The organism is Pseudomonas sp. H2_D02 (genome assembly GCF_054677635.1).
The window spans coordinates 5,266,730-5,292,343 of sequence record NZ_CP162816.1 but is presented as its reverse complement, the minus strand read 5'-3'; the positions used below and the strand labels follow the sequence as shown (position 1 = coordinate 5,292,343).

The 25,614-nt window shown below is 61.0% G+C and carries 25 protein-coding genes; 12 read left to right on the top strand and 13 right to left on the bottom strand.

The genetic code is table 11. The annotated features are described in order from the left end of the window. Position 1 precedes the first annotated feature (1 nt). Complete coding sequence (locus tag AB4N42_RS24220; RefSeq protein WP_217861452.1) at positions 2-547, top strand: 1,2-dihydroxy-3-keto-5-methylthiopentene dioxygenase; 546 nt, start codon at positions 2-4, stop codon at positions 545-547. Positions 548-551: 4 nt separating this feature from the next. Beyond that, complete coding sequence (mtnC, locus tag AB4N42_RS24215) at positions 552-1,241, top strand: acireductone synthase (RefSeq protein ID WP_030142325.1); 690 nt, start codon at positions 552-554, stop codon at positions 1,239-1,241. Positions 1,242-1,306: 65 nt separating this feature from the next. On the opposite strand, the gene AB4N42_RS24210 is transcribed toward mtnC, so the two are convergent. Further along, positions 1,307-1,585 (bottom strand): DUF3509 domain-containing protein, encoded by a 279-nt coding sequence (locus AB4N42_RS24210; RefSeq protein ID WP_030142324.1) that lies wholly within the window; start codon positions 1,583-1,585, stop codon positions 1,307-1,309. 356 nt (positions 1,586-1,941) lie between these two features. Between AB4N42_RS24210 and AB4N42_RS24205 the strand changes: the two genes are divergently transcribed. From AB4N42_RS24205 to AB4N42_RS24190, 4 genes are all read left to right on the top strand, one after another. Further along, positions 1,942-3,768 carry a long-chain-acyl-CoA synthetase gene (locus AB4N42_RS24205; protein ID WP_217861453.1) on the top strand — a complete coding sequence of 609 codons (1,827 nt, stop codon included), beginning with the start codon at positions 1,942-1,944 and terminating at the stop codon, positions 3,766-3,768. Between the two features lie 92 nt (positions 3,769-3,860). Further along, entirely contained in the window at positions 3,861-4,379 is a 519-nt protein-coding gene (locus AB4N42_RS24200) for an ankyrin repeat domain-containing protein (protein ID WP_217861454.1), read from the top strand. 238 nt (positions 4,380-4,617) lie between these two features. Further along, entirely contained in the window at positions 4,618-5,148 is a 531-nt protein-coding gene (locus AB4N42_RS24195) for a hypothetical protein (RefSeq protein ID WP_030142321.1), read from the top strand. Positions 5,149-5,219: 71 nt separating this feature from the next. Then, positions 5,220-5,411 carry a PLDc N-terminal domain-containing protein gene (locus AB4N42_RS24190; RefSeq protein ID WP_030142320.1) on the top strand — a complete coding sequence of 64 codons (192 nt, stop codon included), beginning with the start codon at positions 5,220-5,222 and terminating at the stop codon, positions 5,409-5,411. Positions 5,412-5,488: 77 nt separating this feature from the next. On the opposite strand, the gene AB4N42_RS24185 is transcribed toward AB4N42_RS24190, so the two are convergent. The 9 genes from AB4N42_RS24185 to gcl all read right to left on the bottom strand — a co-directional run bounded on the left by AB4N42_RS24185 (position 5,489) and on the right by gcl (position 16,409). Next, complete coding sequence (locus tag AB4N42_RS24185) at positions 5,489-6,691, bottom strand: MFS transporter (protein WP_431145829.1); 1,203 nt, start codon at positions 6,689-6,691, stop codon at positions 5,489-5,491. A gap of 289 nt (positions 6,692-6,980) precedes the next feature. Beyond that, entirely contained in the window at positions 6,981-7,979 is a 999-nt protein-coding gene (locus AB4N42_RS24180; RefSeq protein WP_030142318.1) for a sulfate ABC transporter substrate-binding protein, read from the bottom strand. 92 nt (positions 7,980-8,071) lie between these two features. Next, on the bottom strand, positions 8,072-8,896 hold the full coding sequence (locus tag AB4N42_RS24175) for an ion transporter (RefSeq protein WP_198798312.1): 825 nt from the start codon (positions 8,894-8,896) through the stop codon (positions 8,072-8,074). Between the two features lie 21 nt (positions 8,897-8,917). Next, positions 8,918-9,820 carry an urea transporter gene (locus AB4N42_RS24170; RefSeq protein ID WP_460115459.1) on the bottom strand — a complete coding sequence of 301 codons (903 nt, stop codon included), beginning with the start codon at positions 9,818-9,820 and terminating at the stop codon, positions 8,918-8,920. Between the two features lie 124 nt (positions 9,821-9,944). After that, positions 9,945-11,360 carry a pyruvate kinase gene (gene pyk, locus AB4N42_RS24165; RefSeq protein WP_198798310.1) on the bottom strand — a complete coding sequence of 472 codons (1,416 nt, stop codon included), beginning with the start codon at positions 11,358-11,360 and terminating at the stop codon, positions 9,945-9,947. Continuing rightward, positions 11,350-12,630, bottom strand: coding sequence for a glycerate kinase type-2 family protein (locus AB4N42_RS24160; protein WP_030142314.1), 1,281 nt, complete (start codon positions 12,628-12,630; stop codon positions 11,350-11,352). The genes pyk and AB4N42_RS24160 overlap by 11 nt, the downstream gene beginning before the upstream one ends. A 149-nt stretch (positions 12,631-12,779) precedes the next feature. Further along, complete coding sequence (locus tag AB4N42_RS24155; RefSeq protein ID WP_198798359.1) at positions 12,780-13,670, bottom strand: 2-hydroxy-3-oxopropionate reductase; 891 nt, start codon at positions 13,668-13,670, stop codon at positions 12,780-12,782. A 42-nt stretch (positions 13,671-13,712) separates the two neighbouring features. Continuing rightward, positions 13,713-14,495: a hydroxypyruvate isomerase gene (gene hyi, locus AB4N42_RS24150; RefSeq protein WP_198798358.1), complete on the bottom strand. Its 783-nt coding sequence runs from the start codon at positions 14,493-14,495 to the stop codon at positions 13,713-13,715. 138 nt (positions 14,496-14,633) lie between these two features. Then, entirely contained in the window at positions 14,634-16,409 is a 1,776-nt protein-coding gene (gene gcl / locus AB4N42_RS24145) for a glyoxylate carboligase (protein WP_460115458.1), read from the bottom strand. A 268-nt stretch (positions 16,410-16,677) separates the two neighbouring features. Here gcl and AB4N42_RS24140 point away from each other — a divergent pair, with 268 nt between their 5' ends. Both AB4N42_RS24140 and AB4N42_RS24135 read left to right on the top strand, forming a co-directional pair. Continuing rightward, positions 16,678-17,118, top strand: a complete 441-nt coding sequence (locus AB4N42_RS24140) for a GlcG/HbpS family heme-binding protein (protein ID WP_030142310.1) — start codon at positions 16,678-16,680, stop codon at positions 17,116-17,118. A gap of 232 nt (positions 17,119-17,350) precedes the next feature. Further along, complete coding sequence (locus AB4N42_RS24135; protein ID WP_030142309.1) at positions 17,351-17,809, top strand: REP-associated tyrosine transposase; 459 nt, start codon at positions 17,351-17,353, stop codon at positions 17,807-17,809. A 180-nt stretch (positions 17,810-17,989) separates the two neighbouring features. On the opposite strand, the gene AB4N42_RS24130 is transcribed toward AB4N42_RS24135, so the two are convergent. Next, positions 17,990-18,598: a TetR/AcrR family transcriptional regulator gene (locus tag AB4N42_RS24130; protein WP_198798355.1), complete on the bottom strand. Its 609-nt coding sequence runs from the start codon at positions 18,596-18,598 to the stop codon at positions 17,990-17,992. Between the two features lie 131 nt (positions 18,599-18,729). On the opposite strand from AB4N42_RS24130, the gene AB4N42_RS24125 reads away from it, so the two are divergent. Beyond that, positions 18,730-19,644 (top strand): DUF808 domain-containing protein, encoded by a 915-nt coding sequence (locus AB4N42_RS24125; RefSeq protein WP_198798354.1) that lies wholly within the window; start codon positions 18,730-18,732, stop codon positions 19,642-19,644. 139 nt (positions 19,645-19,783) lie between these two features. Here the strand turns inward: AB4N42_RS24125 and AB4N42_RS24120 are convergent, their stop codons facing one another. Continuing rightward, entirely contained in the window at positions 19,784-20,572 is a 789-nt protein-coding gene (locus AB4N42_RS24120) for an MlaA family lipoprotein (protein ID WP_030142306.1), read from the bottom strand. Beyond that, positions 20,565-21,863 (bottom strand): serine/threonine protein kinase, encoded by a 1,299-nt coding sequence (locus AB4N42_RS24115; protein WP_030142305.1) that lies wholly within the window; start codon positions 21,861-21,863, stop codon positions 20,565-20,567. The genes AB4N42_RS24120 and AB4N42_RS24115 overlap by 8 nt, the downstream gene beginning before the upstream one ends. Positions 21,864-22,290: 427 nt before the next feature. Here AB4N42_RS24115 and AB4N42_RS24110 point away from each other — a divergent pair, with 427 nt between their 5' ends. From AB4N42_RS24110 to AB4N42_RS24100, 3 genes are all read left to right on the top strand, one after another. Beyond that, a complete protein-coding gene (locus AB4N42_RS24110; protein ID WP_030142304.1) occupies positions 22,291-23,145 on the top strand; it encodes a glycine betaine ABC transporter substrate-binding protein in 855 nt (284 codons plus the stop codon). Between the two features lie 228 nt (positions 23,146-23,373). After that, positions 23,374-23,685 (top strand): DUF485 domain-containing protein, encoded by a 312-nt coding sequence (locus AB4N42_RS24105; protein WP_030138324.1) that lies wholly within the window; start codon positions 23,374-23,376, stop codon positions 23,683-23,685. Continuing rightward, entirely contained in the window at positions 23,682-25,340 is a 1,659-nt protein-coding gene (locus tag AB4N42_RS24100) for a cation acetate symporter (protein ID WP_030138325.1), read from the top strand. Before AB4N42_RS24105 ends, AB4N42_RS24100 begins: the two co-directional genes overlap by 4 nt. Positions 25,341-25,614: the final 274 nt, after the last annotated feature.

Here is a 25,614-nt window from a genome sequence, read left to right as displayed (position 1 = left end):
CATGAGCAGCCTGTCCGTCTACCACGTTTCGAGTCCCGATATTCCGAACAAGGTCCTGACCCACTTCGAGGACATCGCCTCGACCCTGGCCGAAAAAGGCGTGCGGTTCGACCGTTGGGAAGCCGCGACGAAAATCCAGCCCGGCGCCAGCCAGGATGAAGTGATCGCCGCCTACAAGACCCAGATCGACCAGCTGATGACCGAGCGCGGCTACGTCACGGTCGATGTCATCAGCCTCAACAGCGACCATCCGCAGAAAGCCGAACTTCGCGCCAAGTTCCTTGATGAACATCGGCACGGCGAGGACGAAGTGCGATTTTTCGTCGCCGGTCGTGGGCTGTTTACCTTGCACATCGACGATTACGTCTACGCGGTCCTGTGCGAAAAGAACGACCTTATTTCCGTGCCCGCCGGTACGCCGCACTGGTTCGACATGGGCGAACACCCACATTTCGTTGCCATTCGCCTGTTCAACAACCCGGAAGGCTGGGTCGCCAAGTTCACCGGCGACGACATCGCCAGCCGCTTCCCGCGCCTGGAGGACTGACTTCGTGACAATCAAAGCCATCCTCACCGACATCGAAGGCACCACCAGCGCGGTGAGTTTTGTCTTCGACGTGTTGTTTCCCTATGCCGCCGAGCACCTGCCGGATTTCGTCCGGCAGAACGCCGGTCGCGCCGACGTGGCGGAACAATTGGCCGCTGTGCGTCGCGACAGCCATGAGCCGGACGCCGATGTGGAGCGGGTCATCACAATCCTGCTGGGCTGGATTGCCGAGGACCGCAAGGCTACGCCGCTCAAGGCGTTGCAGGGCATGGTCTGGGAGCAGGGCTACCAGGCCGGGCAGTTGAAAGGTCATGTTTACCCGGATGCGGTGCAGGCACTGAAAGATTGGCACCAGCAAGGCTATCGGTTGTTTGTGTATTCCTCGGGCTCGATCCAGGCGCAAAAACTGATTTTTGGCTGTTCCGAGGCGGGCGACTTGTCGCCGTTGTTCAGCGGTTATTTCGACACCACGTCCGGGCCCAAGCGGGAGGCGCAGTCCTACCAGCGCATCAGCGAGGCGATGGGCATCGCGCCAGGGGAGATTCTTTTCCTGTCGGACATCGTCCAGGAACTGGACGCGGCCCGTGACGCCGGGATGGCCACCTGTGGCCTGGCGCGTGAAGGTGGCGAACTGGCCGGTCACGAAACCCTGGCAAGCTTTGCGGACATCGAGCCGTCCCGGTTCGGCGCCTGAACGGCAGGCAAAAAAAATCAGGCCATGGAACCGTAAGGCTCCAGGCCTGATCCCAACACAGCGTGTCAGGCGCTGTGGTAGGTCGGTAGCGCGAAGCGGTGCTGGCTTTGCAGCATCGCCACGGGCGGCAACTCGCTGGCTTGCTCAGCCAGATCGCGGCGAATCGCACTGATGGCCCAAGACAACTGGTCCCCGGCGTGCAATTGCGCGTAGGAAATCGTGCGCTTGAACAGTTTGCCGTCGCTGTTGCGCAAGGTCAGCAGGATGCCGCCATCCGGGCGTGCCTGGGTGGTGACTTCGTAGTTGGAAAACAGCGATGCAAACTTCTCTTGAATCATATTCATCGTTCATTGCTCCATGGTGTGGCAAACCGTGGAGGGGTAGTTGCAGTGTCTGTGCCAGCATTCGATTAATTTAAAAACCATTAAAAAACAACGAGATACGGATTTCGCGTATTTTTGCTTTCGTGCAACTTGCATGAACGGCCATCGTGCATCCTGCATTTTGCGTGGTCGGGCGTTTATTTATGGAACCAAACCGTGTCCTCGCGCTCACGCCTCGCCTGTGCCGGGCCGTGGATACAAAACATTGCAAAAACCGCATGTACAGCCGTCAAACGGCTGGGTACTTTCGAGCCGAAATCCGCACACGCCCATGACAAGAACCACGGCCCACGAGGTCGAGCGGGGAAGGATCACCCATGAGTCGTACACCCAGCGACGCCATTACCTGGGGCATGATGCTGCGCAAGCTGCCCACCATCGCCAGGGCGGTTCCCCGCATTGTCAAAGGCATGAAACTCGCCAACGTCCAGGACCCGACGCAGCCCTGCGGCCTGGGCTGGTGCTTCGAGCAGGCCACGCAACGCAATCCCCAAGGCCCGGCGCTGCTGTGCGGCGACGCGGTGCTGAGTTATGCACAGGTCAACGAGCAGGCCAATCGCATCGCCCATTACCTGTCGGCGCAAGGCGTGGGCAAGGGCGATTGTGTAGCGATCTTTATCGAGAACCGTCCACAGTTGCTGATCACCGTGCTGGCCGTGGCGAAGGTTGGTGCGGTCAGCGCGATGATCAATACCGCGCAGACGGGCGATGCCCTGGTGCACAGCCTTGCGTTGGTCACGCCGGTGGCCGTGGTGGTCGGGGACGAACGGGTTGCGGCGTTCGACGACGTGCGTGGCCGGGTCGGGCTATCGCACGGGCGAACCTGGTGGGTGGCGGATCAGGAAAACGTCCCTGCGCCGTCCGGATTCGTCGACTTGATGCGTGCAAGCGAGCAATACCCGGGCGAGAACCCGGCCAGCAGCCAGCACGTATTCTTCGATGATCCCTGTTTCTATCTGTACACCTCCGGCACCACCGGGCTGCCCAAGGCCGGGGTCTTTCGCCATGGCCGCTGGATGCGCACCGCCACCAGTTTCGGCCTGATTGCCTTGGACATGCAGCCCGAGGACATCGTCTATTGCACGCTGCCGCTGTATCACGCCACCGGCCTGTGCGTGTGCTGGGGCGCGGCGGTATGCGGTGCTTCGGGTTTCGCCATGCGCCGCAAATTCAGCGCCAGCCAGTTCTGGAGCGACGTGCGACGGTATCAGGCAACCACGCTGGGTTACGTCGGTGAGTTGTGCCGTTATCTCGTTGATCAGCCCGCCAGCACCACGGACCGGGCGCACAGCGTGACGAAAATGATTGGCAACGGCCTGCGTCCCGGCGCGTGGGCTGCGTTCAAGACACGTTTCGGCGTTGACCATATCTGTGAACTCTACGCGGCCAGCGACGGCAATATCGGTTTCACCAACATCCTCAACTTTGACAACACGGTCGGGTTTTCCCTGATGGCCTGGGCGCTGGTGCGCTACGACCACGACAGCGGCGCGCCATTGCGCAACCTGCAGGGACGCATGCAGAAAGTCCCCAGGGGTGAGCCGGGCCTGCTCTTGGCTCGCATTGATGACAAGGCGCCGCTGGACGGCTACACCGATCCGACCAAGACTGAGAAAATCATCTACCGGGACGTCTTTATCCCGGGCGATCGCTACTTCAATACCGGTGATCTGCTGCGCAACATCGGTTTTGGCCATGGGCAGTTCGTCGATCGCCTTGGCGACACCTACCGTTGGAAAGGCGAGAACGTTTCCACCACCGAAGTCGAGAACGTGCTGCTGCAACATCCGCAGATTGCCGAGGCGGTGGCCTATGGCGTTGAGATCAACGGCACCAATGGCCGTGCCGGCATGGCCGCGATTACGCCGGCCGAATCCCTGGCGACCCTGGACTTCAGCGAGCTGCTGCGGTTTCTGCAATGCAAGTTGCCTGCTTACGCGGTGCCACTGTTCTTGCGCATCAAGGTGAAGATGGACACCACCGGCACCTTCAAATACCAGAAGACCCGTCTCAAGGCCGAGGCCTTTGACCCCTGCCTCACGGGTGATGAGCCGATCTACGCCTGGCTGCCTGACAGCTCGACCTATGTGCGTGTGGACCGGCAATTGTCGACAGGGATCCAGGGCGGCCAGTACCGCTATTGATTCTGGCTATGACCGCTGCAGATAAAAAAGGGATGACAGGCCCCGGGTCCCTCGGGAAACTAGCGGCTTTGCAACGAACCGATGGAGTTTCCATGTCCGATACAAGCCGCCAGATGACCCCTGAAGAGGCTGCGGAGTTTGCCGAGCAGGTCTTCAACGTTGCCCGCCAGGGCGACGCCGCGATGATGGCCGCGCTGCTGAGCAAGGGCTTGCCGCCGAACCTGCGCAATCACAAGGGCGATACCTTGCTGATGTTGGCCGCATACCACGGGCATGTTGAAACGGTGAAAGTCCTGCTGGAACACAAGGCCGATCCGGAGATCCGCAACGACAACGGCCAGAGCCCGATTGCCGGGGCGGCGTTCAAGGGTGACCTGGCGGTGGTTTCAGCCTTGGTGGACGGTGGCGCGCAAGTGGAAGGTTCCTCGTTCGATGGCCGCACGGCGTTGATGATGGCGGCGATGTTCAACCGGGTGGAAATCGTCGATTACCTGATCAGCAAAGGCGCCGACCCCAAGGCCAAGGATGCCAACGGCGTCTCGGCACTGGATGCGGCCAGGACCATGGGCGCGGTGGACACCACGGCGCAGTTGGAAAAATTGTTGAGCTGACAATGAAGCTTTTTGTGGCGAGGGAGCTCTTGTGGCGAGGGGATTTATCCCCGCTGGGGCGCGAAGCGGCCCTAAATCTGGCAACTCGGTATGTCAGATTAATCGGGGGCCGCTTCGCAGCCCAGCGGGGATAAATCCCCTCGCCACAGCAAGCTCCCTCGCCACGGGACCCTGACTTGGCCTGGGGGATGCGCTATCCTTCGCGGCCGCAAAAATACATCGCCACAGGAATAGCCCCATGAAAGCCGCACTCGTCGAACTCATCAGCAAAATCAGCTCCGGCTGCCTGGGCGAGGCGGACATCGAGAAGATCGCCGATGAAGCGGCCCAGGCCTACGCCGACCCGGTGGCTTTCCTGGCGGCCAACCCGGACATCAACTACGACGACACTTTCCCGATCCCGCTGGGCGAATGGGTGGTGGTCGGCAGCCTGCCGGACACCGTGTTGTTCCAGGCCGATACCTACGTCGAATTGTTCGAACAGATCGTCGCCTCGTTCGGCCCCGGCGTTGCGTTCAACCTCAAGCCCAAGCAACTGGCAAAGACTGAAGCCCTGACCGCGCTCAACCGCATCCAGATCCAGATGAGCAGCCTGAACAAGGAAAACGGCGGCTATGTGCTGATGAACATCAGCCAGTTGCTCGACGATGAATTACAGATGGTGCTGGTGTACGGCAATGACCTGCCACGCGTGCTGGAGTTGTGTGCCGAAGTCGGCATCGCTGCGGCGCCGGCCCTCGAAGCCCTCAAGGTTGCGGTCCACGTCTGAAGCAATAAAACGGAACCCTTGCCCAGGCCCCGCTATCCTAAGTGGGCATGTCACCATTTGGGAGCGACACCATGGGTTCCACCTTCAACGGCCTGATCGGCCTGATTATCCTGGCGCTCGATATCTGGGCGATCATCAACGTACTCAAAAGTGGCGCGGAAACCGGGATGAAAATCCTCTGGGTGCTGCTGATCCTGCTGTTGCCGGTGTTGGGCCTGATCATCTGGGCGATTGCCGGGCCGCGTGGCAACGTGCGGGTCTGACCGTTCGCCAATAACTCCCTGATAAAAAGAATGCCCGACAGGTCGTGACCTGTCGGGCATTTTTTTGCGCGACGGTTTCAGGCGGTCGCCAGCGAAGCCTTCTGCGAAGCGCTCAGGAAGCGCAGCAATGCCAGCAGCGGGAAGGCGCTGCCAACGATCACCACCCACAGCCAGCCGCCGTGTTCATAGACCGCACTGGCGATCGATGAGCCAAATGCACCGCCGATGAAAATGCTGGTCATGTACAGCGCATTCAGTCGGCTGCGGCTTTTCGCGTCGAGGGCGTAGATGGTGCGTTGGCCCAGGACCATGTTCATCTGTACACAGAAATCCAGGACCACGCCGGTCACTGCCAGGCCAATCACGCTGTAGATCGGGTGGATGAACGCCGGCAGGAAACTCAGGCTGGCGAACAACATGGCCAGCAGCGAAGCGATCCGGGTGTGTCCGGCGTCCGCCAGGCGGCCGGCAATGGGCGCGGCGATGGCGCCGATTGCTCCGACCAGGGCGAACAGCGCGATCTCCGTCTGGGACAGGCCATGGTTACGCGCCAGTTCCAGCGGTACGGCGGTCCAGAACAGACTGAATGTGGCGAACATGCAGGCTTGGTAGAAGGCCCGTTGCCGTAGCTGCGGCTGCTGGCGCAACAAGGTGCCGAGCGAACCCAGCAGTTGGCCGTAGGACGCGCTGTGGTCGGGCTGGCGCTTGGGCACGGTCAACGCCAGGACGACGCTGATGGCCGCCATCAGCGCGGCGGCGATGATAAACATGGCCCGCCAGCCGAAATGATCGGCCACCACGCTGGACACCGGCCGCGCCAACAGAATCCCCAGCAACAGGCCGCCCATGATCCCACCGACGACCCGTCCCCGGGATTCCTCCGGCGCCAGGTGCGCGGCCAGCGGAATCAGGACTTGTACCGAGACGGAACTGAAACCCACCAGCAGCGAGACCAGCAGGAACACATTCGGCTGATCGGTGAAAGCCGCCCCCAGCAGGCTGGCAATCGCGACCACGGTGGTGAGGATCATCAAGCGCCGGTTTTCCAACAGGTCGCCCAGCGGCACGAGGAAAAACAGGCCCAGGGCATAGCCGATCTGCGTCAGCGAGACGATCAGGCTGGCCATGGTGCTGCTCAGGCCGACGTCGGGTGCGATCAGTTCGATAATGGGTTGGGCGTAGTAGATGTTGGCAACGATGGCGCCGCAACAGAAAGCGAACAACAGGACCATGCCGCGGGTCAGTGCGCTGCCGGGCGAGGTGGGTGGATGAGCACTCATGGCAATCTCGTCGATCAATTGAAAGGATGGCGTGAGGCTAAAGACTTGCAGGGCTCTGGAACAGGGCTTTGTGGCTGATATCAGTCATGCCTGTTGTTAATGATGGATCTCAATATGTAGGAAAGCTGTGTGGCGAGGGGATTCATCCCCGCTGGGCTGCGCAGCGGCCCCAAGAGAGCGGCTCAATGCAATCAGTCTGATACACCGGAGCTTGCGCTTTCAGGGCTGCTGCGCAGCCCAACGGGGATGAATCCCCTCGCCACAGGACCGCGCGCAGCTCATTGTTCCTTTATTGCCCGCTATAGATCTGGTCGAAAACCCCACCGTCATTGAAGTGCGTCTTCTGCACGGTGCGCCAGTCGCCGAAGGTCTTCTCCACCGACAGGAAGTCAACTTTCGGGAAACGGTCGGTGTACTTGGCCAGCACCGCCGGGTCCCGTGGACGAAGGTAGTTGGCGGCGGCGATTTCCTGGCCTTCAGGCGACCACAGGTATTTGAGGTACGCCTCGGCGGCTTCGCGGGAGCCTTTCTTCTCGACCACTTTATCCACAACGCTCACCGGTGGCTCGGCTTCGGCGGACACGCTTGGGTAGACCACTTCGAACTGGTCGCGGCCAAACTCGCGGGCGATCATTTCCGCTTCGTTTTCAAAGGTCACCAGCACGTCGCCGATCTGGTTGGTCATGAAGGTCGTCGTCGCTGCGCGGCCACCGGTGTCCAGCACGGGGGCTTGCTTGAACAGCTTGCCGACGAAATCCTTGGCCTTGTTCTCGTCGCCACCGTTCTTGAGCACATAGCCCCACGCCGACAGGTAGGTGTAGCGGCCGTTGCCGGAGGTTTTCGGGTTGGGCACGATTACCTGCACGCCATCCTTGAGCAGGTCGGGCCAATCCTTCAGCGCTTTCGGATTGCCCTTGCGCACGATGAACACCGTGGCCGAGGTGAACGGCGCGCTGTTGTTCGGCAGGCGGGTGACCCAGTTGTCCGGAACCAGCTTGCCGTTGTCCGCCAAGGCGTTGATGTCGGTGGCCATGTTCATGGTAATGACATCCGCCGGCAGGCCGTCGATGACCGAACGCGCCTGCTTGCTGGAACCGCCGAACGACATTTGCACGGTGATGTTCTCGTTGTGTTCGGCTTGCCAGTGTTTCTGGAACGCGGCGTTGTAATCCTTGTAGAAGTCGCGCATCACGTCATAGGAAACGTTCAGCAGGGTCGGGGCGGCGTGGGCCAGGCTGCCGAAGGTCAGGCCAGCGGCAAGAAGAGAGGCGCCAAAGAATTTCTTCACAGCGAATTCCTTTTTATTGGAAAGGGGGCGGGCGATAAGCCAGCACACTAGCGATAAGCTTATAAGCCTTCAAGCACTAAAAAGTGCTTTGCTTATTCCATTTTCTTGAACAGCGCGTTGCCACAACGGGAGCAGAAAGCCGCACCGTGCTCATGGTTGTTTTTGCTGCACACCGGGCAGTCATGCTGGAGTTGATCGCCGCGCATGGCCGTGGCGAGTTCCGCAGTAAAGATACCCGTCGGCACGGCGATGATCGAATAGCCGGTGATCATCACCAGCGACGAAATCACCTGGCCCAACGGCGTCTTCGGCACGATGTCGCCGAAGCCTACGGTAGTGAGTGTCACGATAGCCCAATAGATCCCCTTGGGGATGCTGGTAAAGCCATGCTCGGGCCCTTCGATGACATACATCAGCGTGCCAAACACCGTCACCAGGGTCGATACGCTGACCAGGAACACAATGATCTTCTGCTTGCTGCCCCGTAGCGCGGCCAATAGGTAATTGGCCTGCTTGAGGTACGGGCTGAGCTTCAGCACCCGGAAGATCCGCAACATACGGATGATCCGCACGATCAGCAGGTATTGGGCATCGCTGTAGTACAGCGCGAGGATGCCCGGCACGATCGCCAGCAGGTCTACCAATCCGTAGAAGCTGAACGCGTAGCGCAGCGGCTTCGGCGAGCAGTACAGGCGCAGGCCGTATTCGACCAGAAAGATGAAGGTGAAGCCCCACTCGATGTAAGCCAGCAGGGCCGCGTAGTTCTTGTGAACGCTGTCGATGCTGTCGAGCATCACGATCACCAGGCTGGCCAGGATGATCAGCAACAGGGTGCTGTCGAAGCGTCGGCCCGCCACGGTATCGGTCTGGAAAATAATGACGTAGAGGCGTTCCCGCCAGTTGTTGCTGCTGTCCATGACTTTCGCCTGAATCAATAATCAGCGAAGCCTAGGGCGATTGCCCTGCGCAGTGCAAGGCGCGGTATCGAGGATTACCTGATGCCAGAGCCGCCCAGTCGCCTGAACCAGCCAGCAGGCGAGGATGAACGGTGCCGTCAGCGGCGCCACGCCTAGCGCTGCGAAACCCGGCGCGAGAAAGACTGCCAGAGCAATGCCCGTCAGTGGCGGCCATGGTTTGCGGGTGTGTTGGCCGAGGGCCAGGGCCACCAACGCCGGGTTATAGCCGCCCAGTCCCGACAGGGCCAGGTTGCCGTCGTGATGCAGCCAGGCGAATGCAACGCCGACGATGGACCCGAACAGCGCCCAGCCAGCGGCGCGACGATTGGCGACCAGCAGGCCGATTGCAATCAGCGCGCCGGCCAGTGGGTGGTCGAGAAACATCACTTGGCCCAGGCTGTTCAAAGGGGCGAGCAGCAGATTGGGCAAACTGATCTCCACCGACGCGGGCGGTGGGGAGAGCGGGGCGAAACCCAGCAGCAACCAACCCAGCCCCACGAATGGCGCGGTGTAGGCGGGCAGGCAGCGAGGGCCAGGGGTTCGCTTGAGCCATTGCTGGGTCAGCATCGCACTGATGCCGCCGCCGGCAATGATCAGCGGTGGCAACAAGGGCGACCAGGGCAGCTTCAGGCTCAACATCAATCCCAGCAGGATCCCGTTATAGCTGAAGAGGCCGGCTTGCCGATGCTCCTTGGCATAACCGCGTCGCTGCGCCGTCAGCAATCCCGCCACGCCGCCCAGCAGCGCACCGCCGAGCAAGGCTGGCGCGGTGAGCAGGATTGCCAACAGGCACAGCAAGCCGCACAGCGGATGGCGCTGGAGGAAAATCTGGCTGAAACCGTTGAGCAGGGCGGTGGCCCAGTCGGGGCAGTGGGTGTTGGACATGATAGGTGAGTGTCAGAGGGACCGGGTCGACTTCATCGCGAGCAAGCTCGCTCCCACACTGGGTTTGCGGCGTTCACAAAACCCTGTGGGAGCGAGCTTGCTCGCGATGAGGTCAGTACAGGCGCTAGATCAACGTCTCGATACGCAGCGAATTGGTCGACCCCGGCTGCCCGAACGGCACGCCCGCGGTGATCAGCAAAGTGTCGCCACGCTGGGCCATGCCTTGGGCCTGGGCGATTTCCAGCGCCGTGGAGCACACCTCATCGACCTGCTTCAAACGGTCATTGACCACCGAATGCACGCCCCAGGCTACGGTCAGTCGGCGGGCGGCCTGCAGATTTGGCGTCAGGTTGAGGATCGGTACCGTCGGCCGTTCCCGCGCCGCCCGCAGGCTGGAACTGCCCGACTCGCTGTAGTTCACCAACACCGCCACCGGCAGGACGTTGCTGATCCGGCGGATCGCGCAACTGATGGCGTCCGACACCGTGGCCTCGGCTTTCGGCCGGCTGACGTCCAACTGCGCCTGGTAGTCCGGGCCGTTTTCTACCTGGCGGATGATCTTGCTCATCATCTGCACGGCTTCGAGGGGGTAGTCGCCGGAAGCGGTTTCCGCCGACAGCATCACCGCATCGGCACCTTCGGCCACGGCGTTGGCGACGTCGGTGACTTCGGCGCGGGTTGGCGCCGGGGAGAAGCGCATCGATTCGAGCATCTGCGTGGCCACCACCACCGGTCTGCCGAGGGCACGGCAGGTGCCGATGATGGTCTTCTGGATCTGCGGCACGCTCTCGGCCGGGACCTCGACGCCAAGATCCCCGCGGGCAACCATGATCGCGTCGCTCAGTTCAGCGATCTCGCGCAGTTGGGTGACGGCCGATGGTTTTTCGATCTTGGCCATCAGGAACGCCTTGTCGCCGATCAGCGCGCGGGCTTCGCGGATGTCCTCGGGACGCTGCACGAACGACAGCGCCACCCAGTCCACGCCAAGCTCCAGGCCGAAGCTCAAGTCGCGACGATCCTTGGCGGTGAGTGGGCTCAGGTCGAGCACGGCCTGGGGCACGTTCACGCCCTTGCGGTCCGACAGCTCGCCGCCGTTGAGCACCTCGGTGTCGATGGCGTCGCTGTGCCTGGCGGTCACGCGCAAGCGCAGCTTGCCGTCGTCCAGCAGCAAATCCATGCCCGGCTCCAGCGCCGCGATGATCTCCGGGTGGGGTAGGTTGACCCGGCGCTGGTCGCCGGGTGTCGGGTCCAGGTCCAACCGCAGGGCCTGGCCGCGCTGCAGCAGGACCTTGCCGTCGGCGAATTTGCCCACCCGCAGTTTCGGTCCCTGCAAGTCCATCAGGATGCCCAAGGGGTAATTGAGCTGCTGCTCGACTTCGCGGATCCACTGGTAGCGCTGGGCGTGGTCGGCATGGTCGCCGTGGCTGAAGTTCAGGCGAAAGATGTTCACACCGGCCTGCACCAGTTCGCGGATGTCATCGATGCCACGGGTGGCGGGGCCGAGGGTCGCGAGGATCTTGACCTTTTTATCAGGCGTCATTTTTCGGGTTCTCGAGGATCAGGATGGCGCGAAAGTCGTTGACGTTGGTGCGGGTCGGCTCGGTGACGATCAACGCATCCAGCGCGGCGAAGTAGCCGTAGCCATTGTTGTTATCCAACTCGTCGCTGGCGCACAGGCCCAGCTCGGCGGCGCGGCGATAGCTGTCCGGGGTCATGATTGCTCCGGCGTTGTCCTCGGAACCGTCGATGCCATCGGTGTCGCCGGCCAGCGCGTGGATGCCGGGATGGCCCTTGAGGCTGTCGGTCAGGCTCAGCAGGAATTCGGCGTTGCGTCCGCCACGGCCATTGCCGCGCACGGTGACAGTGGTTTCGCCGCCAGACAGGATCACGCACGGCGCCGCCAAGGGTTGGCCATGCAGGGCGATTTGCCGGGCGATGCCGGCGTGGACCTTCGCCACTTCCCGGGATTCGCCTTCCAGGTCACCGAGGATCAACGGGCTGAAACCGGCCTGGCGTGCTTTCACGGCTGCGGCTTCCAGGGATTGCTGGGGGCGGGCGATCAGTTGGAAATGACTGCGGGCCAGGCTCGGGTCGCCGGGCTTGATGGTTTCCGATTCCGGGCTTTGCAGCCAGGTGCGCACCGTGGCCGGGATCTCAATGTCATAGCGCTTGAGAATCGCCAGGGCCTCGGCTGAGGTGCTGGGGTCGGCCACGGTGGGGCCGGACGCGATGACTGTGGCCAGGTCGCCGGGCACGTCGGAAATCGCATAGGTGTAGACCGTCGCCGGCCAGCAGGCTTTGCCCAGGCGTCCGCCCTTGATCGCCGAGAGATGCTTGCGCACGCAATTCATCTCGCCGATGGTCGCGCCGGATTTGAGCAAGGCTTTGTTGATCGATTGTTTGTCGGCCAGGGTAATGCCGGCCGCCGGCAAGGCCAGCAACGCCGAGCCCCCGCCGGACAGCAGGAAAATCACCCGGTCGTCTTCATTCAGGTTGCTGACGAGTTGGAGCACCCGTCCAGCCACTTCCAGGCCGGCGGCGTCCGGCACCGGGTGAGCGGCTTCCACTACTTCGATTTTCTGGCAGGGCGCGCCATGGCCGTAGCGGGTCACCACCAGGCCGCTGACCTCGCCCTGCCAGCAACGCTCGACCACTTGCGCCATCGCGGCCGCCGCCTTGCCGGCACCGATGACGATTACCCGGCCGCTGCGGTCGCTGGGCAGGTATTGTTCGAGGACGTGCTGCGGATGCGCCGCGTCGATGGCTGTGGCAAACAGCTCGCGCAGCAGTTGTTGCGGATCGACCGACATGGCGGGCTCCCAGGATTCTTGTTATTTGAAGGGCAACGCAGACCCCTGTGGGAGCGGGCTTGCTCGCGAAGGCGGTGTGTCAGTCAACACTTCATTGACAGGAAGATCGCCTTCGCGAGCAAGCCCGCTCCCACAAGGGGTGTGGTGTGTCAGTTATCGCGGATCGAGAAATTCGCCATGTGCTCCAGCCCCTTGATCAGCGCCGAGTGATCCCAGTTGCTGCCACCGATGGCCGCGCAGGTGCTGAACACCTGCTGGGCGTTGGCGGTGTTGGGCAGATTGATGTTCAGTTCCTTGGCGCCTTGCAGGGCCAGGTTCAGGTCCTTCTGATGCAGGCTGATGCGGAAGCCGGGGTCGAAGGTGCCCTTGATCATGCGCTCGCCATGGACTTCGAGGATCTTCGACGAGGCGAAACCGCCCATCAGCGCCTCGCGAACCTTCGCCGGGTCGGCGCCGTTTTTCGCGGCGAACAGCAGCGCTTCGGCCACGGCCTGGATATTCAGGGCGACGATGATCTGGTTCGCCACCTTGGCGGTCTGGCCGTCACCGTTGCCGCCCACCAGGGTGATGTTCTTGCCCATGGCCTGGAACAGCGGCAAGGCGCGCTCGAAGGCGGCACTGTCGCCACCGACCATGATGCTCAGCGTCGCGGCCTTGGCACCGACTTCACCGCCGGACACCGGGGCGTCGAGGTACTGGGCGCCTTTTTCGTTGATTTTCGCCGCGAAGGTTTTGGTGGCGGTCGGCGAGATCGAACTCATGTCGATCACCACTTTGCCCTTGCCCACGCCAGCTGCGACACCGTCGGCGCGGAACAGCACGTCTTCGACCTGCGGAGTGTCCGGGACCATGACGATGATGAACTCGGCTTCCTGGGCCACTTCCTTCGGATTGGCCAATGCCACCGCGCCACCGGCCAGCAGGTCGGCCGGGGCCGGGTCGTGGTGCTGGGACAGGAACAGGCTGTGACCGGCTTTTTGCAGGTTCAGTGCCATTGGGTGGCCCATGATGCCGGTGCCGATGAATCCGATTTTAGCCATGAAAAAATCCTCTCTTATTAAAGTGCCCGCGGACGCTTGTGGTCAGATCGCGTTATGGGTTTTCAGCCAGCCCAGTCCCGCTTCAGTGGTGGTCAGCGGCTTGTATTCGCAGCCGATCCAGCCCTGGTAGCCGATGCGGTCCAGGTGTTCGAACAGGAAGCGGTAGTTGATCTCGCCCGTGCCCGGCTCGTTGCGGCCCGGGTTGTCCGCCAGTTGCACATGGTTTATCTCGCCCAGGTGCGCCGACAGGGTCCGGGCCAGGTCGCCTTCCATGATTTGCATGTGATAGATGTCGTATTGCAGGAACAGGTTGGCGCTGCCCACCTGCTCGCGGATCGACAGGGCCTGGGCCGTGTTGTTCAGGTAGAAACCAGGAATGTCGCGGGTATTGATGGCTTCCATCACCAGCTTGATGCCTTCGCCTTGCAGCTTTTCGGCGGCGTACTTCAGGTTGGCGACGAACGTTTTTTCCGCCAGAGCCTCGTCGCACTTCTGCGGACGAATCCCGGCCAGGCAATTGACCTGGGTATTGCCCAGCACTTTTGCGTAGGCAATCGCCAAGTCGACCCCGGCGCGGAATTCTTCGACCCGATCCGGCAGGCAGGCGATGCCGCGCTCACCCTTGGCCCAGTCGCCGGCCGGCAGGTTGAACAGCACCTGGGTCAGGCCATTGGCGTCGAGCAGGGCCTTGAGTTCGGCGGAGCTGTAGTCGTAGGGGAACAGGTATTCGACGCCACTGAAACCGGCCTTGGCGGCCGCTTCGAAACGGGCGAGGAAATCCTGCTCAGTGAACAGCATGGACAGGTTGGCGGCGAAACGCGGCATGGTGGTCTCCTGTAAATAGTTGGCAGGCCTCCCTTGTGGAAGCGAGCTTGCTCGCGATAGCGGTGTGCCTGCTTGCATTCCTATTGAATGTAGCGCCGTCATCGCGAGCAAGCTCGCTTCCACAGGGACGCCGGTCGGTCAGTCGAGTAACGAAATGGCGGTCGGTGCATCGTTGCCCACCAGCGCCAGGTCTTCAAATTCATTGACGGCGTTGATCTCGGTGCCCATGGAAATATTGGTCACCCGTTCGAGGATGATCTCGACGATCACCGGTACCTTGAACTCTTCGATCATCTCCTGGGCCTTGCGCAGCGCCGGTTGGATGCCGGACGGTTCGAACACCCGCAACGCCTTGCAGCCCAGGCCTTCGGCCACGGCGATGTGGTCCACGCCGTAACCGTTGAGCTCCGGTGCGTTGAGGTTGTCGAACGACAACTGCACGCAGTAATCCATGTCGAAGCCGCGCTGGGCCTGGCGGATCAAGCCCAGGTAGGAGTTGTTCACCACGACATGGATGTACGGCAGCTTGAACTGCGCGCCCACCGCCAATTCCTCGATCATGAACTGGAAATCATAGTCGCCCGACAACGCGACGACCTTGCGGTTCGGATCGGCCTTGACCACCCCGAGCGCGGCCGGAATGGTCCATCCCAGGGGACCGGCCTGGCCGCAATTGATCCAGTGGCGTGGCTTGTAGACGTGGAGGAACTGCGCGCCGGCGATCTGCGACAGGCCGATCGTGCTGACGTAGCAGGTGTCCTTGCCGAACACCTGGTTCATTTCCTCATAAACGCGCTGCGGCTTGATCGGCACGTTGTCGAAGTGGGTCTTGCGCTGCAGGCTGGCCTTGCGTTGCTGGCAATCCTGGAGCCAGGCGCTGCGGTCCTTCAGCTTACCGGCGGCTTGCCATTCGCGGGCCACTTCGATGAACACGGTCAAGGCCGAAGCCGCGTCGGAAACGATGCCCAGGTCTGGAGTGAACACGCGGCCGATTTGCGTCGGCTCGATGTCCACGTGAATGAACGTGCGGCCTTCGGTGTAGACGTCCACCGAACCGGTGTGACGATTGGCCCAACGGTTGCCAACGCCCAGCACCACGTCGGATTTAAGCAGCGTTGCGTTGCCATAGCGGTGGGAGGTTTGCAGACCGACCATGCCGACCATCAACGGGTGATCGTCGGGGATCGTGCCCCAGCCCATCAAGGTAGGGATGACCGGGATACCGGTCAGCTCGGCGAACTCCACCAGCAGTTCGCTGGCATCGGCATTGATGATGCCGCCGCCGGCCACCAGCAACGGGCGTTCAGCCTGGTTGAGCATCGCCAGGGCTTTCTCGATCTGCACACGGTTGGCCGCGGGTTTGGCCAGGGGCAGCGGCTGGTACGCGTCGATGTCGAATTCAATCTCGGCCATCTGCACATCGAACGGCAGGTCGATCAGCACGGGGCCGGGGCGGCCGGAGCGCATTTCGTAGAAAGCTTTCTGGAAGGCATACGGCACCTGGCCCGGTTCCAGGACGGTGGTCGCCCACTTGGTCACTGGCTTGACGATGCTGGTGATGTCCACGGCCTGGAAATCTTCCTTGTGCATACGGGCGCGGGGCGCTTGCCCGGTGATGCACAGGATCGGGATCGAATCGGCAGAAGCGCTGTAGAGCCCGGTCACCATATCGGTACCGGCCGGCCCCGAAGTACCGATGCACACACCGATATTGCCGGCCTTGGTGCGGGTGTAGCCCTCGGCCATGTGCGAGGCGCCTTCAACGTGCCGAGCGAGGACATGATCGATGCCGCCAACTTTTTGCAGGGCGGAGTACAGCGGGTTGATCGCAGCACCCGGGATGCCGAAGGCAGTGTCCACGCCTTCACGGCGCATCACCAGGACGGCGGCTTCGATTGCTCTCATTTTGCTCATTATTTTGTGCCTCTTACGTTTTGTAATTGTATACAAGTGGCTTTGCGGCAGAGTGTATTCATGGCGAATGGCGCAGGTCAATCCCTTTCCTCAAGCACGCGTTTAATTCGTTGGGAACCTGATTCTACTGCGGACTTTTGTCGCTGAAGGTGATTTGCGTAAATTATTGTATACAAAAATATATATTGTTGTGTTCTATTTGTGGCGTTCGGTTTTTCTGAAAGTGAAGCCGCCAAGGCTTTCCCATAACAAAAGAAGGACAGCATCCATGAGCGTTCTAACCTTGAAAATTGCCATCAACCTGGCGGGGCAGGCCCTCGCCGCAGGTCGCGAAATCAGCGCGGCACCCTTGACCGTCGCGGTCCTGGACAGCGGCGGGCACCTGGTGGCCTTGCAGCGTGAAGACGGCGCCAGCCTGCTGCGCCCACAAATCGCCATCGGCAAGGCATGGGGCGCCATCGCCCTGGGCAAGGGCTCCCGCCTGCTCGCCCAGGACGCCCAACAGCGCCCGGCGTTCTTTGCGGCTTTGAATGGTCTGGGGCAAGGCAACATCGTGCCGGCGCCGGGCGGGGTATTGATCCGGGATCAGGAGGGCAGGGTCCTGGGGGCGATCGGGGTGAGTGGGGATGTTTCGGATGTGGATGAGCAGGTGGCGGTGAGGGCGGTGGAGGCGGTGCAGTTGAGGGCGGATGTGGGGGTTGCTGTTTGATTTTGCGGTGAATTGACGGGCGTCTTCGCGAGCAAGTCGGAGCGCACCGCACCGCCGCTCCCACAGGTTTTCGGTGCTCGACACAGCATGTATGAACACAGCAAGTCCCTTGTGGGAGCGGGCTTGCTCGCGAAGGCGATCAACCATACACATCCGGCAAAAAGACTAATTCCGATGTGGCATTCACCGAAGCTAGCCTTTCCAGACTTCATCAAAAAGGGGGGGCGACGGAATGCCTGCACGCTCAGCTTCACACCGCCTGCGTATCGGTCGCTATGCAGAGCAGAACCGCATCTATTTATTGACCGCCAATACTCTGGAGCGCGAACCAGTCTTCAAAGACTATCGCCTGGGAAGGGTCGTCATTCATCAGTTCAGGGCGGTCCATGAGCAGGGGATTGCGGACTCCCTGGCTTTTGTCGTCATGCCTGATCATGTCCATTGGTTGATTCGACTGCATCGAGGGTCGTTGGGGCAGTTGATGTGCCAGGTGAAGTCCATCAGTGCCAAGGGGGTCAACGAGGCGGCTGATAGGGCTGGTAGCCTATGGCAGCAGGGATATCACGATCGAGCGCTACGGCGGGAAGAGGACTTGGTAAAGCTGGCTCGCTATGTTGTGGCAAATCCACTGCGGGCAGGCCTGGTAGAGCGGCTTGGCGACTATCCGCTGTGGGATGCCATTTGGCTTTGACTTGAAATCGAGTCGCCGCCTTCGCGAGCAAGCCCGCTCCCACAAAGGGATCGTGGCGAACATTGGATCAGTGAACACTGGGGACCCTGTGGGAGCGGGCTTGCTCGCGAAGACGGCGGCATGTTCAGCATATGCACAAACTGACCCACCGCTTTCGATAAAGGCGATGGGGTTCCAAACCTAGCGATCCACCTCACACCCCTTCAAAACCAACCGAATAATCGTCTGCGCCGCCGCTTCGTAATCCGCCTCATCCAGCTTGGCCTTGCCGGTCACGGCGCTGATCTGCCAGTCGAAGTCGGCATAGGTCTGGGTGGCGGCCCAGATGCTGAACATCAGGTGGTTGGGGTCGATGGGGGCGATCTGGCCGCGGTCGATCCAGGTCTGGATGCAGTCGATGTTGTGCCGAGCCTGGGCGTTGAGCTGTTCGACGAGGTCGGCGCTCAGGTGCGGGGCGCCGTGCATGATTTCGCTGGCGAAGACTTTCGAGGCGAAGGGCAGGTCGCGGGAAATGCGGATCTTGGAACGGATGTAGTGGCTCAGCACTTCGCCCGGCTCGCCGTCGGCGTTGAAAGGGGTGGAGGCCTGGAGAATCGGTTCGATGATGCTTTCCAGCACCTCGCGATAGAGGTTTTCCTTCGACTTGAAGTAGTAGTAGACGTTGGGTTTGGGCAAGCCCGCCTTGGCCGCGATGTCGCTGGTTTTGGTCGCGGCGAAGCCCTTGTCGGCAAATTCTTCGCTGGCGGCACGCAGGATCAGTTCTTTGTTGCGCTCGCGGATAGTGCTCATAAACCCTGGGGTTCCTTGCCGATTATGGCGGTGGCGCATGGTAGCACCGGCCTCGCGCGGCGCTCAAGAATGCCCCTAGGACGCGTCGCTCGCGCTATGCTGCGCAGCATTATTGTTCAAGGAGTCCCTCCATGGCTGGAAGCAGTTTGCTGGTTCTGATCGACGACATTGCCACGGTACTCGACGATGTGGCGTTGATGACCAAGATGGCCGCCAAGAAAACCGCCGGTGTGCTCGGTGATGACCTGGCGCTCAATGCCCAGCAAGTCTCGGGCGTGCGTGCCGAGCGGGAATTGCCAGTGGTCTGGGCAGTCGCCAAGGGCTCGTTCATCAACAAGCTGATCCTGGTGCCATCGGCGCTTGCCATCAGCGCGTTCGTCCCTTGGCTGGTGACGCCGTTGTTGATGGTCGGCGGCGCCTACCTGTGTTTCGAAGGGTTCGAAAAACTTGCCCACAAATTCCTTCACAGCAAGGCTGAAGACCAGGCCGAACACGCACAACTGGTCGAGGCGGTAGCGGATCCGGCGGTCGATCTGGTGGCCTTCGAGAAGGACAAGATCAAGGGCGCGGTGCGCACCGACTTTATCCTCTCGGCGGAAATCATCGCCATCACCCTCGGCACTGTCGCCGATGCGCCGCTGACTCAGCAGGTGATCGTGCTGTCGGGCATCGCCATTGTCATGACCGTCGGTGTGTACGGCCTGGTGGCGGGGATCGTAAAGCTTGATGACCTGGGCTTGTGGCTGACCCAGAAGCCAGGGCAGGCCGCCAAAAGTATGGGTGGAGCCATCCTGCGCGCGGCGCCCTACATGATGAAAAGCCTGTCGGTGATCGGTACGGCGGCCATGTTCCTGGTCGGCGGCGGCATCCTCACTCATGGCGTTCCGGTGGTTCACCATTGGATTGAAGGTGTCGCGGCGAGTGCCGGCGGTGCAGGGTTCATCGTGCCGATGCTGCTCAATGCGGTGGCGGGGATTGTCGCGGGGGCGGTGGTGTTGGCGAGTGTGCTCGTCGTGAGCAAAATCTGGAAAGCGCTGAAAGGCTGAGTCTGCCAACGCATTACAACTGTGGGAGCGAGCTTGCTCGCAATGACGGTCTGACATCCAACATTAATGTTGCCTGACAGACTGCTATCGCGAGCAAGCTCGCTCCCACAATGGTTTCTTGGGGGGGGGGGGGCGAACGTTACTCGGCGATCTGCAACTTGCGCGACTCGGTGTACACGTAGCGCACCTTTTCATACTCGAACGGCGAGTTTAGCTGGCCGTAGCGGAAGCTGGTCTGGTAGCGCTTGTCCACGCCGCGCAGGAGCAGCAGTTCCGGGTGGTTGGCGCTGACTTCGGAGACGTTCAGGAAGTTGATCGCCGATTCAGCGGTGTAGTCCACCAATAGCCCCGAGGTGTCGCGCAGGTTCGACGGGCCGAAGATCGGCAGTACGAAATACGCGCCGGCCGGTACGCCATAGAAGCCCAGGGTCTGGCCGAAGTCTTCGCTCTGGCGCGGCAGGCCCATGGCGGTGGCCGGGTCCCACAAGCCGGCGACGCCGACGGTGGTGTTGAGCAGCAGCCGAGCGGTGGTTTCCATCGAACGCTTGCCCTTGAATTGCAGCAGGCTGTTCATCAGGTTCGGCACGTCGCCCAGGTTGTTGAAAAAGTTGCTCACACCGGTGCGCACGAAGCCCGGGGTGACATAGCGGTAGCCATCGACCACGGGCAGGAATACCCATTGGTCGAAGCGGTAGTTGAAGTGATAGACGCGGCGGTTCCAGGATTCCAGCGGGTCGTAGACGTTCAGCGCGTTGAGCGTCGAACGTTCGAATTCGCGTTGGTCCAGGCCCGGGTTGAACTTGAGTTTGGTCAGCGGCTCCTTGAAGCCGTCCGAGTCCACCACTACGGGCGCGTCGGCCTTGCTGTTGTCGGCATGGACCATGCCCGCGCTCATTAACGCGGCGATCAGCAGGAGATATTTAGCCACGGAAGAACTCCAGCATGGCGTCGCTGTTGACGCGGTAGTTAAGGTTGCCGCAATGGCCGCCCAATGGATAAACCGTCAGGCGATCACCAAAGGTCTTGCGCAGGAAGCCCAGGTCACCCGGGCCCAGGATCACATCGTCGGCGTTGTGCATGACTGCAATCTTGGAGCTGCCCTGCAGATAATCCTTCAGCGCGTACAGGCTGACCTGGTCGACCAATTGCAGCAGGCTGCCGCCGTCGGTGCGCGCGCGCCACATCGGGATTACTTGTTCGGTGAGGTAGCAGTCGAAATCGCATTGCAGCGCACGCTTGAGGAACGGTGTCAGGCTGGTGCTTTCGGTGATCGGGAACTTGGGTGGGATGATCAGGCCGCGACGGTTGATCAGGTCCGACGTGAAGGCGATGTCGGCCGCCGAGAAGCGGAACGAGGTGCCGATCAGCATCGCCATCTGCTCGTTGCTCAAGTGTTGCTTGGACTGCTGGAAGTCATAGAGCAGGGCATCGTTGAGGTCGATGTAGCCTTTTTGCTGGAAGTAGCGGGTCAGCTTGTTCAGCACCAGCTCATAAAAGGTGGTGGTGCTGTTGATGCCCTTGACCTCGGTCTGGACCAGTTTGTCCAGGTTGGTGATCGAGGTGTAGAGATTCACCGGCGGGTTCAGCAGCAGGACTTTCTTGAAGTTGAAGCTGCGGCGGGTTTCGTCCAGGTGCGCGACGAAGGCAGCGTCCAGTGCGCCGAGGCTGTAGCCGGTCAGGTAGTACTCGGTGACGGGCACTTTCGGATTCTGCGCGCGTACGGCCTGCATCACCCGGTACATGTCTTCGGCGTCTTCCTTGGTGATGCCAGGGGTGGCGAAGCGCGAGGCGGCGCTCATGAAGTCGAAGCTAGTGGGCGAAGACAGCTGCACCACGTGATATCCGGCCTTGTAGTAGAGGCGCTTGAGGTACTCGTTGAGGGTGCTGTCGTAGCGCGCACCGGTGCCCGCGATCAGGAAGATCAGCGGTGCGGGTTTGTCTTGGGTGGCCATGCGGTAAGTGAGGCTTTTCACCGGCCAGAAATTGTCTGGCAGGATGAATTCGCGTTCCGGGCGCAGGGTCAGGCTGTGGTCCGATTGATTGATGTCCTCGATCAGCGGCAGCTCCGGACGCAGGTCCGGCGGCGTGGTGGCGATGGTCGCCTCGAACGGGTTGGTCAAGGGGTAGCCATAGCTGGCGGCGTCAATATCTGCCGCCAGCGCGGACGCACTCAAGATAAGGCCGCCGAGTAGGGCAGCGAAGCGCAAGGAACGGAGCATGACTGGATCCCTTAGAGGAAGGTGCCGAATGAGGTTCGCAGCCTATGACCACCGCAGCGAAGCCAAGTGCCATGACGGCTGCAAAACAAGCGCGAATGGGGCGCAATAGTAGCGGGACAATACACGTTGGGGCGTGGTGGCGGCTAGTGACCTGGCGGCTTGGCTGGGTCGTGCATGCAAGATTTGATCGAAATCTACGGACTCGGGCGCCGGGAATGGCTTGCTGGCTTTCTGATGTCGTTTCTCGTTGCTTCGGCGTCGCAGACAGAGCAGGTTCCAGATCGGCGCAGGTTGATGATCAGTCGGTCAGTACTCCACTGGCGTTCCGACCGGTTTGCAGGCGAGCGTGATGGGGGCGCTGTGCACCATAACAATACGTTGAAGCCGCTCGGCATCCGTCGGGCGCAGCACTTTCGGGGAAGTAACGATGAAGATGCGACGAATCTTGGGCGCAGGTGCCGCACTGGTACTGGCGATCAGCTCCACCCTGGCAAGCGCCGAGACCAAAACCTTGAGCATTGGCTACGTTGACGGCTGGTCCGACAGCGTCGCGACTACCCACGTGGCTGCCGAGGTGATCAAGCAGAAACTCGGCTATGACGTGAAGCTGCAAGCCGTCGCGACCGGAATCATGTGGCAGGGCGTTGCCACCGGCAAGCTCGATGCGATGCTATCGGCCTGGTTGCCGGTGACCCATGGCGATTACTGGACCAAGAACAAGGACCAGGTCGTCGACTATGGCCCTAACTTCAAGGATGCGAAAATCGGCTTGATCGTGCCGGAGTACGTCAAGGCCAAGTCGCTCGAAGACCTGAAGACCGATGACTCCTTCAAGAAACGCATCGTCGGCATCGACGCCGGTTCAGGCGTGATGCTCAAGACCGAACAGGCGATCAAGGATTACGACCTGACCGGTTATCAACTCAAGGCCAGTTCCGGCGCCGGCATGATCGCCGAGCTGACCCGTGCCGAGAAAAAACAGGAATCCATCGCCGTCACCGGTTGGGTGCCGCACTGGATGTTCGCCAAATGGAAACTGCGCTTCCTGGAAGACCCGAAAGGTGTCTATGGCGCGGCTGAGACTGTGAACAGCATCGGCAGCAAGGGCCTGGAAGCCAAGGCGCCGGAAGTGGTCGAGTTCCTGAAGAAGTTCCAGTGGGCGTCGAAAGACGAGATCGGCGAAGTCATGCTGGCGATCCAGGAAGGTGCCAAGCCGGAAGCGGCTGCCAAGGATTGGGTTGCCAAGCACCCGGACCGCGTGAAGGAGTGGACCGGCAAGTAATCGACCTGGTCTGGCTGTTTCGAAAGCCGCATGACGTTGTGTCATGCGGCTTTTTTGTGCCTGCAATTCTGCGCGCAACGCAAACCCCTGTGGGAGGGGCTTGGGTTTTTTTGCGGGAAACTGGCAAAGCCGTCATGTCGTTCTAATACTAAGGTCGTCTGGAACCTGGCCTCGAGCCGCATAGAGTAGAGCTGTTCCAAATAAATCTGTGCTGCGAGGATAAAAACAATGAACGACAGCATTTACCTCTCGATTCAAAACAGCCCGCGCTTCAAGGAGCTGGTGAAGAAACGAGAAAAATTCGCCTGGATTCTCTCGGCGATCATGCTTGGGCTGTATTCCGGCTTCATCCTTCTGATCGCCTACGGGCCGCATATTCTCGGGGCCAAAATGTCCCCCGGATCCACCATCACTTGGGGTATCCCTATCGGGGTCGGCCTGATTCTCTCGGCCTTCGTCCTGACGGGCATTTACGTGCGACGTGCCAACGGCGAGTTCGACGACCTGAACAATGCGATTCTCAAGGAGGCTCAGCAATGATCCGGCGTCTACTGGCTCTTCTGAGCATTGCAGCATTTGCACCGGGCGCCTGGGCGGCTGAAGCGCTGACCGGTGCCGTGCAGAAACAACCCCTCAACGTTGCCGCTATCCTGATGTTCGTGGCCTTCGTTGGCGCGACCCTGTACATCACATACTGGGCGTCGAAGAAAAACAACTCGGCGTCCGACTACTATGCGGCCGGCGGCAAGATCACTGGCTTCCAGAACGGCCTGGCAATCGCCGGTGACTACATGTCGGCGGCGTCTTTCCTGGGGATTTCCGCGCTGGTGTTCACTTCGGGCTATGACGGCCTGATCTACTCCATCGGCTTCCTGGTAGGCTGGCCGATCATCTTGTTCCTGATCGCCGAACGCCTGCGCAACCTGGGTAAATACACCTTTGCCGACGTGGCGTCCTATCGCCTCGGGCAAACCCAGATCCGCAGTCTGTCCGCCTCCGGCTCATTGGTGGTGGTGGCGTTCTACCTGATCGCGCAAATGGTCGGCGCCGGCAAGCTGATCCAACTGCTGTTCGGCCTGGACTACCACGTTGCGGTCATCCTGGTCGGCATCCTGATGTGCCTCTATGTGCTGTTCGGCGGCATGCTGGCCACCACTTGGGTGCAGATCATCAAGGCTGTGTTGTTGCTGTCGGGTGCGTCGTTCATGGCCCTGATGGTGATGAAGCACGTCAACTTCGACTTCAACATGCTGTTCGCCGAAGCGGTCAAGGTCCACCCTAAAGGTGAGGCGATCATGAGCCCTGGCGGCCTGGTGAAGGATCCGATCTCGGCCTTCTCCCTGGGCTTGGCCCTGATGTTCGGTACCGCTGGCCTGCCACACATCCTGATGCGCTTCTTCACCGTGAGCGACGCCAAGGAAGCTCGCAAGAGCGTGCTGTATGCCACTGGCTTCATCGGCTATTTCTACATCCTGACCTTCATCATCGGCTTTGGCGCGATCCTGCTGGTCAGCACCAACCCCGCCTTCAAGGACGCGGCAGGTGCCTTGCTGGGCGGCAACAACATGGCGGCGGTGCACCTGGCCAACGCGGTGGGCGGCAGCATCTTCCTGGGCTTCATCTCGGCGGTGGCGTTCGCGACCATCCTGGCGGTGGTAGCGGGCCTGACCCTGGCCGGTGCCTCAGCGGTGTCCCATGACCTGTATGCCAGCGTGATCAAGAAAGGCAAGGCCAACGAGAAGGATGAGATCCGCGTCTCGAAGATCACCACCATTGCCCTGGCAGTGCTGGCGATCGGCCTGGGCATCCTGTTCGAGAAGCAGAACATCGCGTTCATGGTGGGCCTGGCGTTCTCCATCGCGGCGAGCTGCAACTTCCCGGTGCTGCTGCTTTCGATGTACTGGAAGAAGCTGACCACCCGTGGCGCCATGATCGGCGGCTGGCTGGGCCTGGTCAGTGCCGTGGGCCTGATGATCCTCGGCCCGACCATTTGGGTACAGATCTTGGGTCACGAGAAGGCTATCTTCCCGTATGAATACCCGGCGCTGTTCTCGATGATCATCGCGTTTACCGGCATCTGGTTCTTCTCCGTCACTGACAAGTCGGCTGAAGGTGCCAACGAGCGGGCGCTGTTCTTCCCGCAGTTCGTGCGTTCGCAGACTGGCCTTGGGGCGAGTGGGGCGGTTAACCACTAATGCAGCGATAAGTGCTTGAAGAAATACCCCGGTCGAGAGGCCGGGGTATTTTTTTGTGCCGGGTTCGTGGGTGGCAGGCCTGCCGCCATCGCGAGCAAGCTCGCTCCCACAGGGGATCTCCAGTGAGCACAAGTTTGGGTTTCACAACAGGCCAACTGTGGGAGCGAGCTTGCTCGCGATGGCGTCGGTTCTGCCAATGCAGTTTCTGGATCGGATAAAAGAGGCATAAACAAAACAGCCCCCGCTTATATAAGAAGCGGGGGCTGTTTCGGTG

Coding starts and splice junctions, on each gene's coding strand:
- AB4N42_RS24220 (WP_217861452.1), top strand. CDS start 2: ATGAGCAGCCTGTCCGTCTACCACGTTTCGAGTCCCGATATTCCGAAC.
- AB4N42_RS24210 (WP_030142324.1), bottom strand. CDS start 1,585: ATGAATATGATTCAAGAGAAGTTTGCATCGCTGTTTTCCAACTACGAA.
- AB4N42_RS24205 (WP_217861453.1), top strand. CDS start 1,942: ATGAGTCGTACACCCAGCGACGCCATTACCTGGGGCATGATGCTGCGC.
- AB4N42_RS24200 (WP_217861454.1), top strand. CDS start 3,861: ATGTCCGATACAAGCCGCCAGATGACCCCTGAAGAGGCTGCGGAGTTT.
- AB4N42_RS24195 (WP_030142321.1), top strand. CDS start 4,618: ATGAAAGCCGCACTCGTCGAACTCATCAGCAAAATCAGCTCCGGCTGC.
- AB4N42_RS24190 (WP_030142320.1), top strand. CDS start 5,220: ATGGGTTCCACCTTCAACGGCCTGATCGGCCTGATTATCCTGGCGCTC.
- AB4N42_RS24185 (WP_431145829.1), bottom strand. CDS start 6,691: ATGAGTGCTCATCCACCCACCTCGCCCGGCAGCGCACTGACCCGCGGC.
- AB4N42_RS24175 (WP_198798312.1), bottom strand. CDS start 8,896: ATGGACAGCAGCAACAACTGGCGGGAACGCCTCTACGTCATTATTTTC.
- AB4N42_RS24170 (WP_460115459.1), bottom strand. CDS start 9,820: ATGTCCAACACCCACTGCCCCGACTGGGCCACCGCCCTGCTCAACGGT.
- pyk (WP_198798310.1), bottom strand. CDS start 11,360: ATGACGCCTGATAAAAAGGTCAAGATCCTCGCGACCCTCGGCCCCGCC.
- AB4N42_RS24160 (WP_030142314.1), bottom strand. CDS start 12,630: ATGTCGGTCGATCCGCAACAACTGCTGCGCGAGCTGTTTGCCACAGCC.
- AB4N42_RS24155 (WP_198798359.1), bottom strand. CDS start 13,670: ATGGCTAAAATCGGATTCATCGGCACCGGCATCATGGGCCACCCAATG.
- hyi (WP_198798358.1), bottom strand. CDS start 14,495: ATGCCGCGTTTCGCCGCCAACCTGTCCATGCTGTTCACTGAGCAGGAT.
- gcl (WP_460115458.1), bottom strand. CDS start 16,409: ATGAGCAAAATGAGAGCAATCGAAGCCGCCGTCCTGGTGATGCGCCGT.
- AB4N42_RS24140 (WP_030142310.1), top strand. CDS start 16,678: ATGAGCGTTCTAACCTTGAAAATTGCCATCAACCTGGCGGGGCAGGCC.
- AB4N42_RS24135 (WP_030142309.1), top strand. CDS start 17,351: ATGCCTGCACGCTCAGCTTCACACCGCCTGCGTATCGGTCGCTATGCA.
- AB4N42_RS24130 (WP_198798355.1), bottom strand. CDS start 18,598: ATGAGCACTATCCGCGAGCGCAACAAAGAACTGATCCTGCGTGCCGCC.
- AB4N42_RS24125 (WP_198798354.1), top strand. CDS start 18,730: ATGGCTGGAAGCAGTTTGCTGGTTCTGATCGACGACATTGCCACGGTA.
- AB4N42_RS24115 (WP_030142305.1), bottom strand. CDS start 21,863: ATGCTCCGTTCCTTGCGCTTCGCTGCCCTACTCGGCGGCCTTATCTTG.
- AB4N42_RS24110 (WP_030142304.1), top strand. CDS start 22,291: ATGAAGATGCGACGAATCTTGGGCGCAGGTGCCGCACTGGTACTGGCG.
- AB4N42_RS24105 (WP_030138324.1), top strand. CDS start 23,374: ATGAACGACAGCATTTACCTCTCGATTCAAAACAGCCCGCGCTTCAAG.
- AB4N42_RS24100 (WP_030138325.1), top strand. CDS start 23,682: ATGATCCGGCGTCTACTGGCTCTTCTGAGCATTGCAGCATTTGCACCG.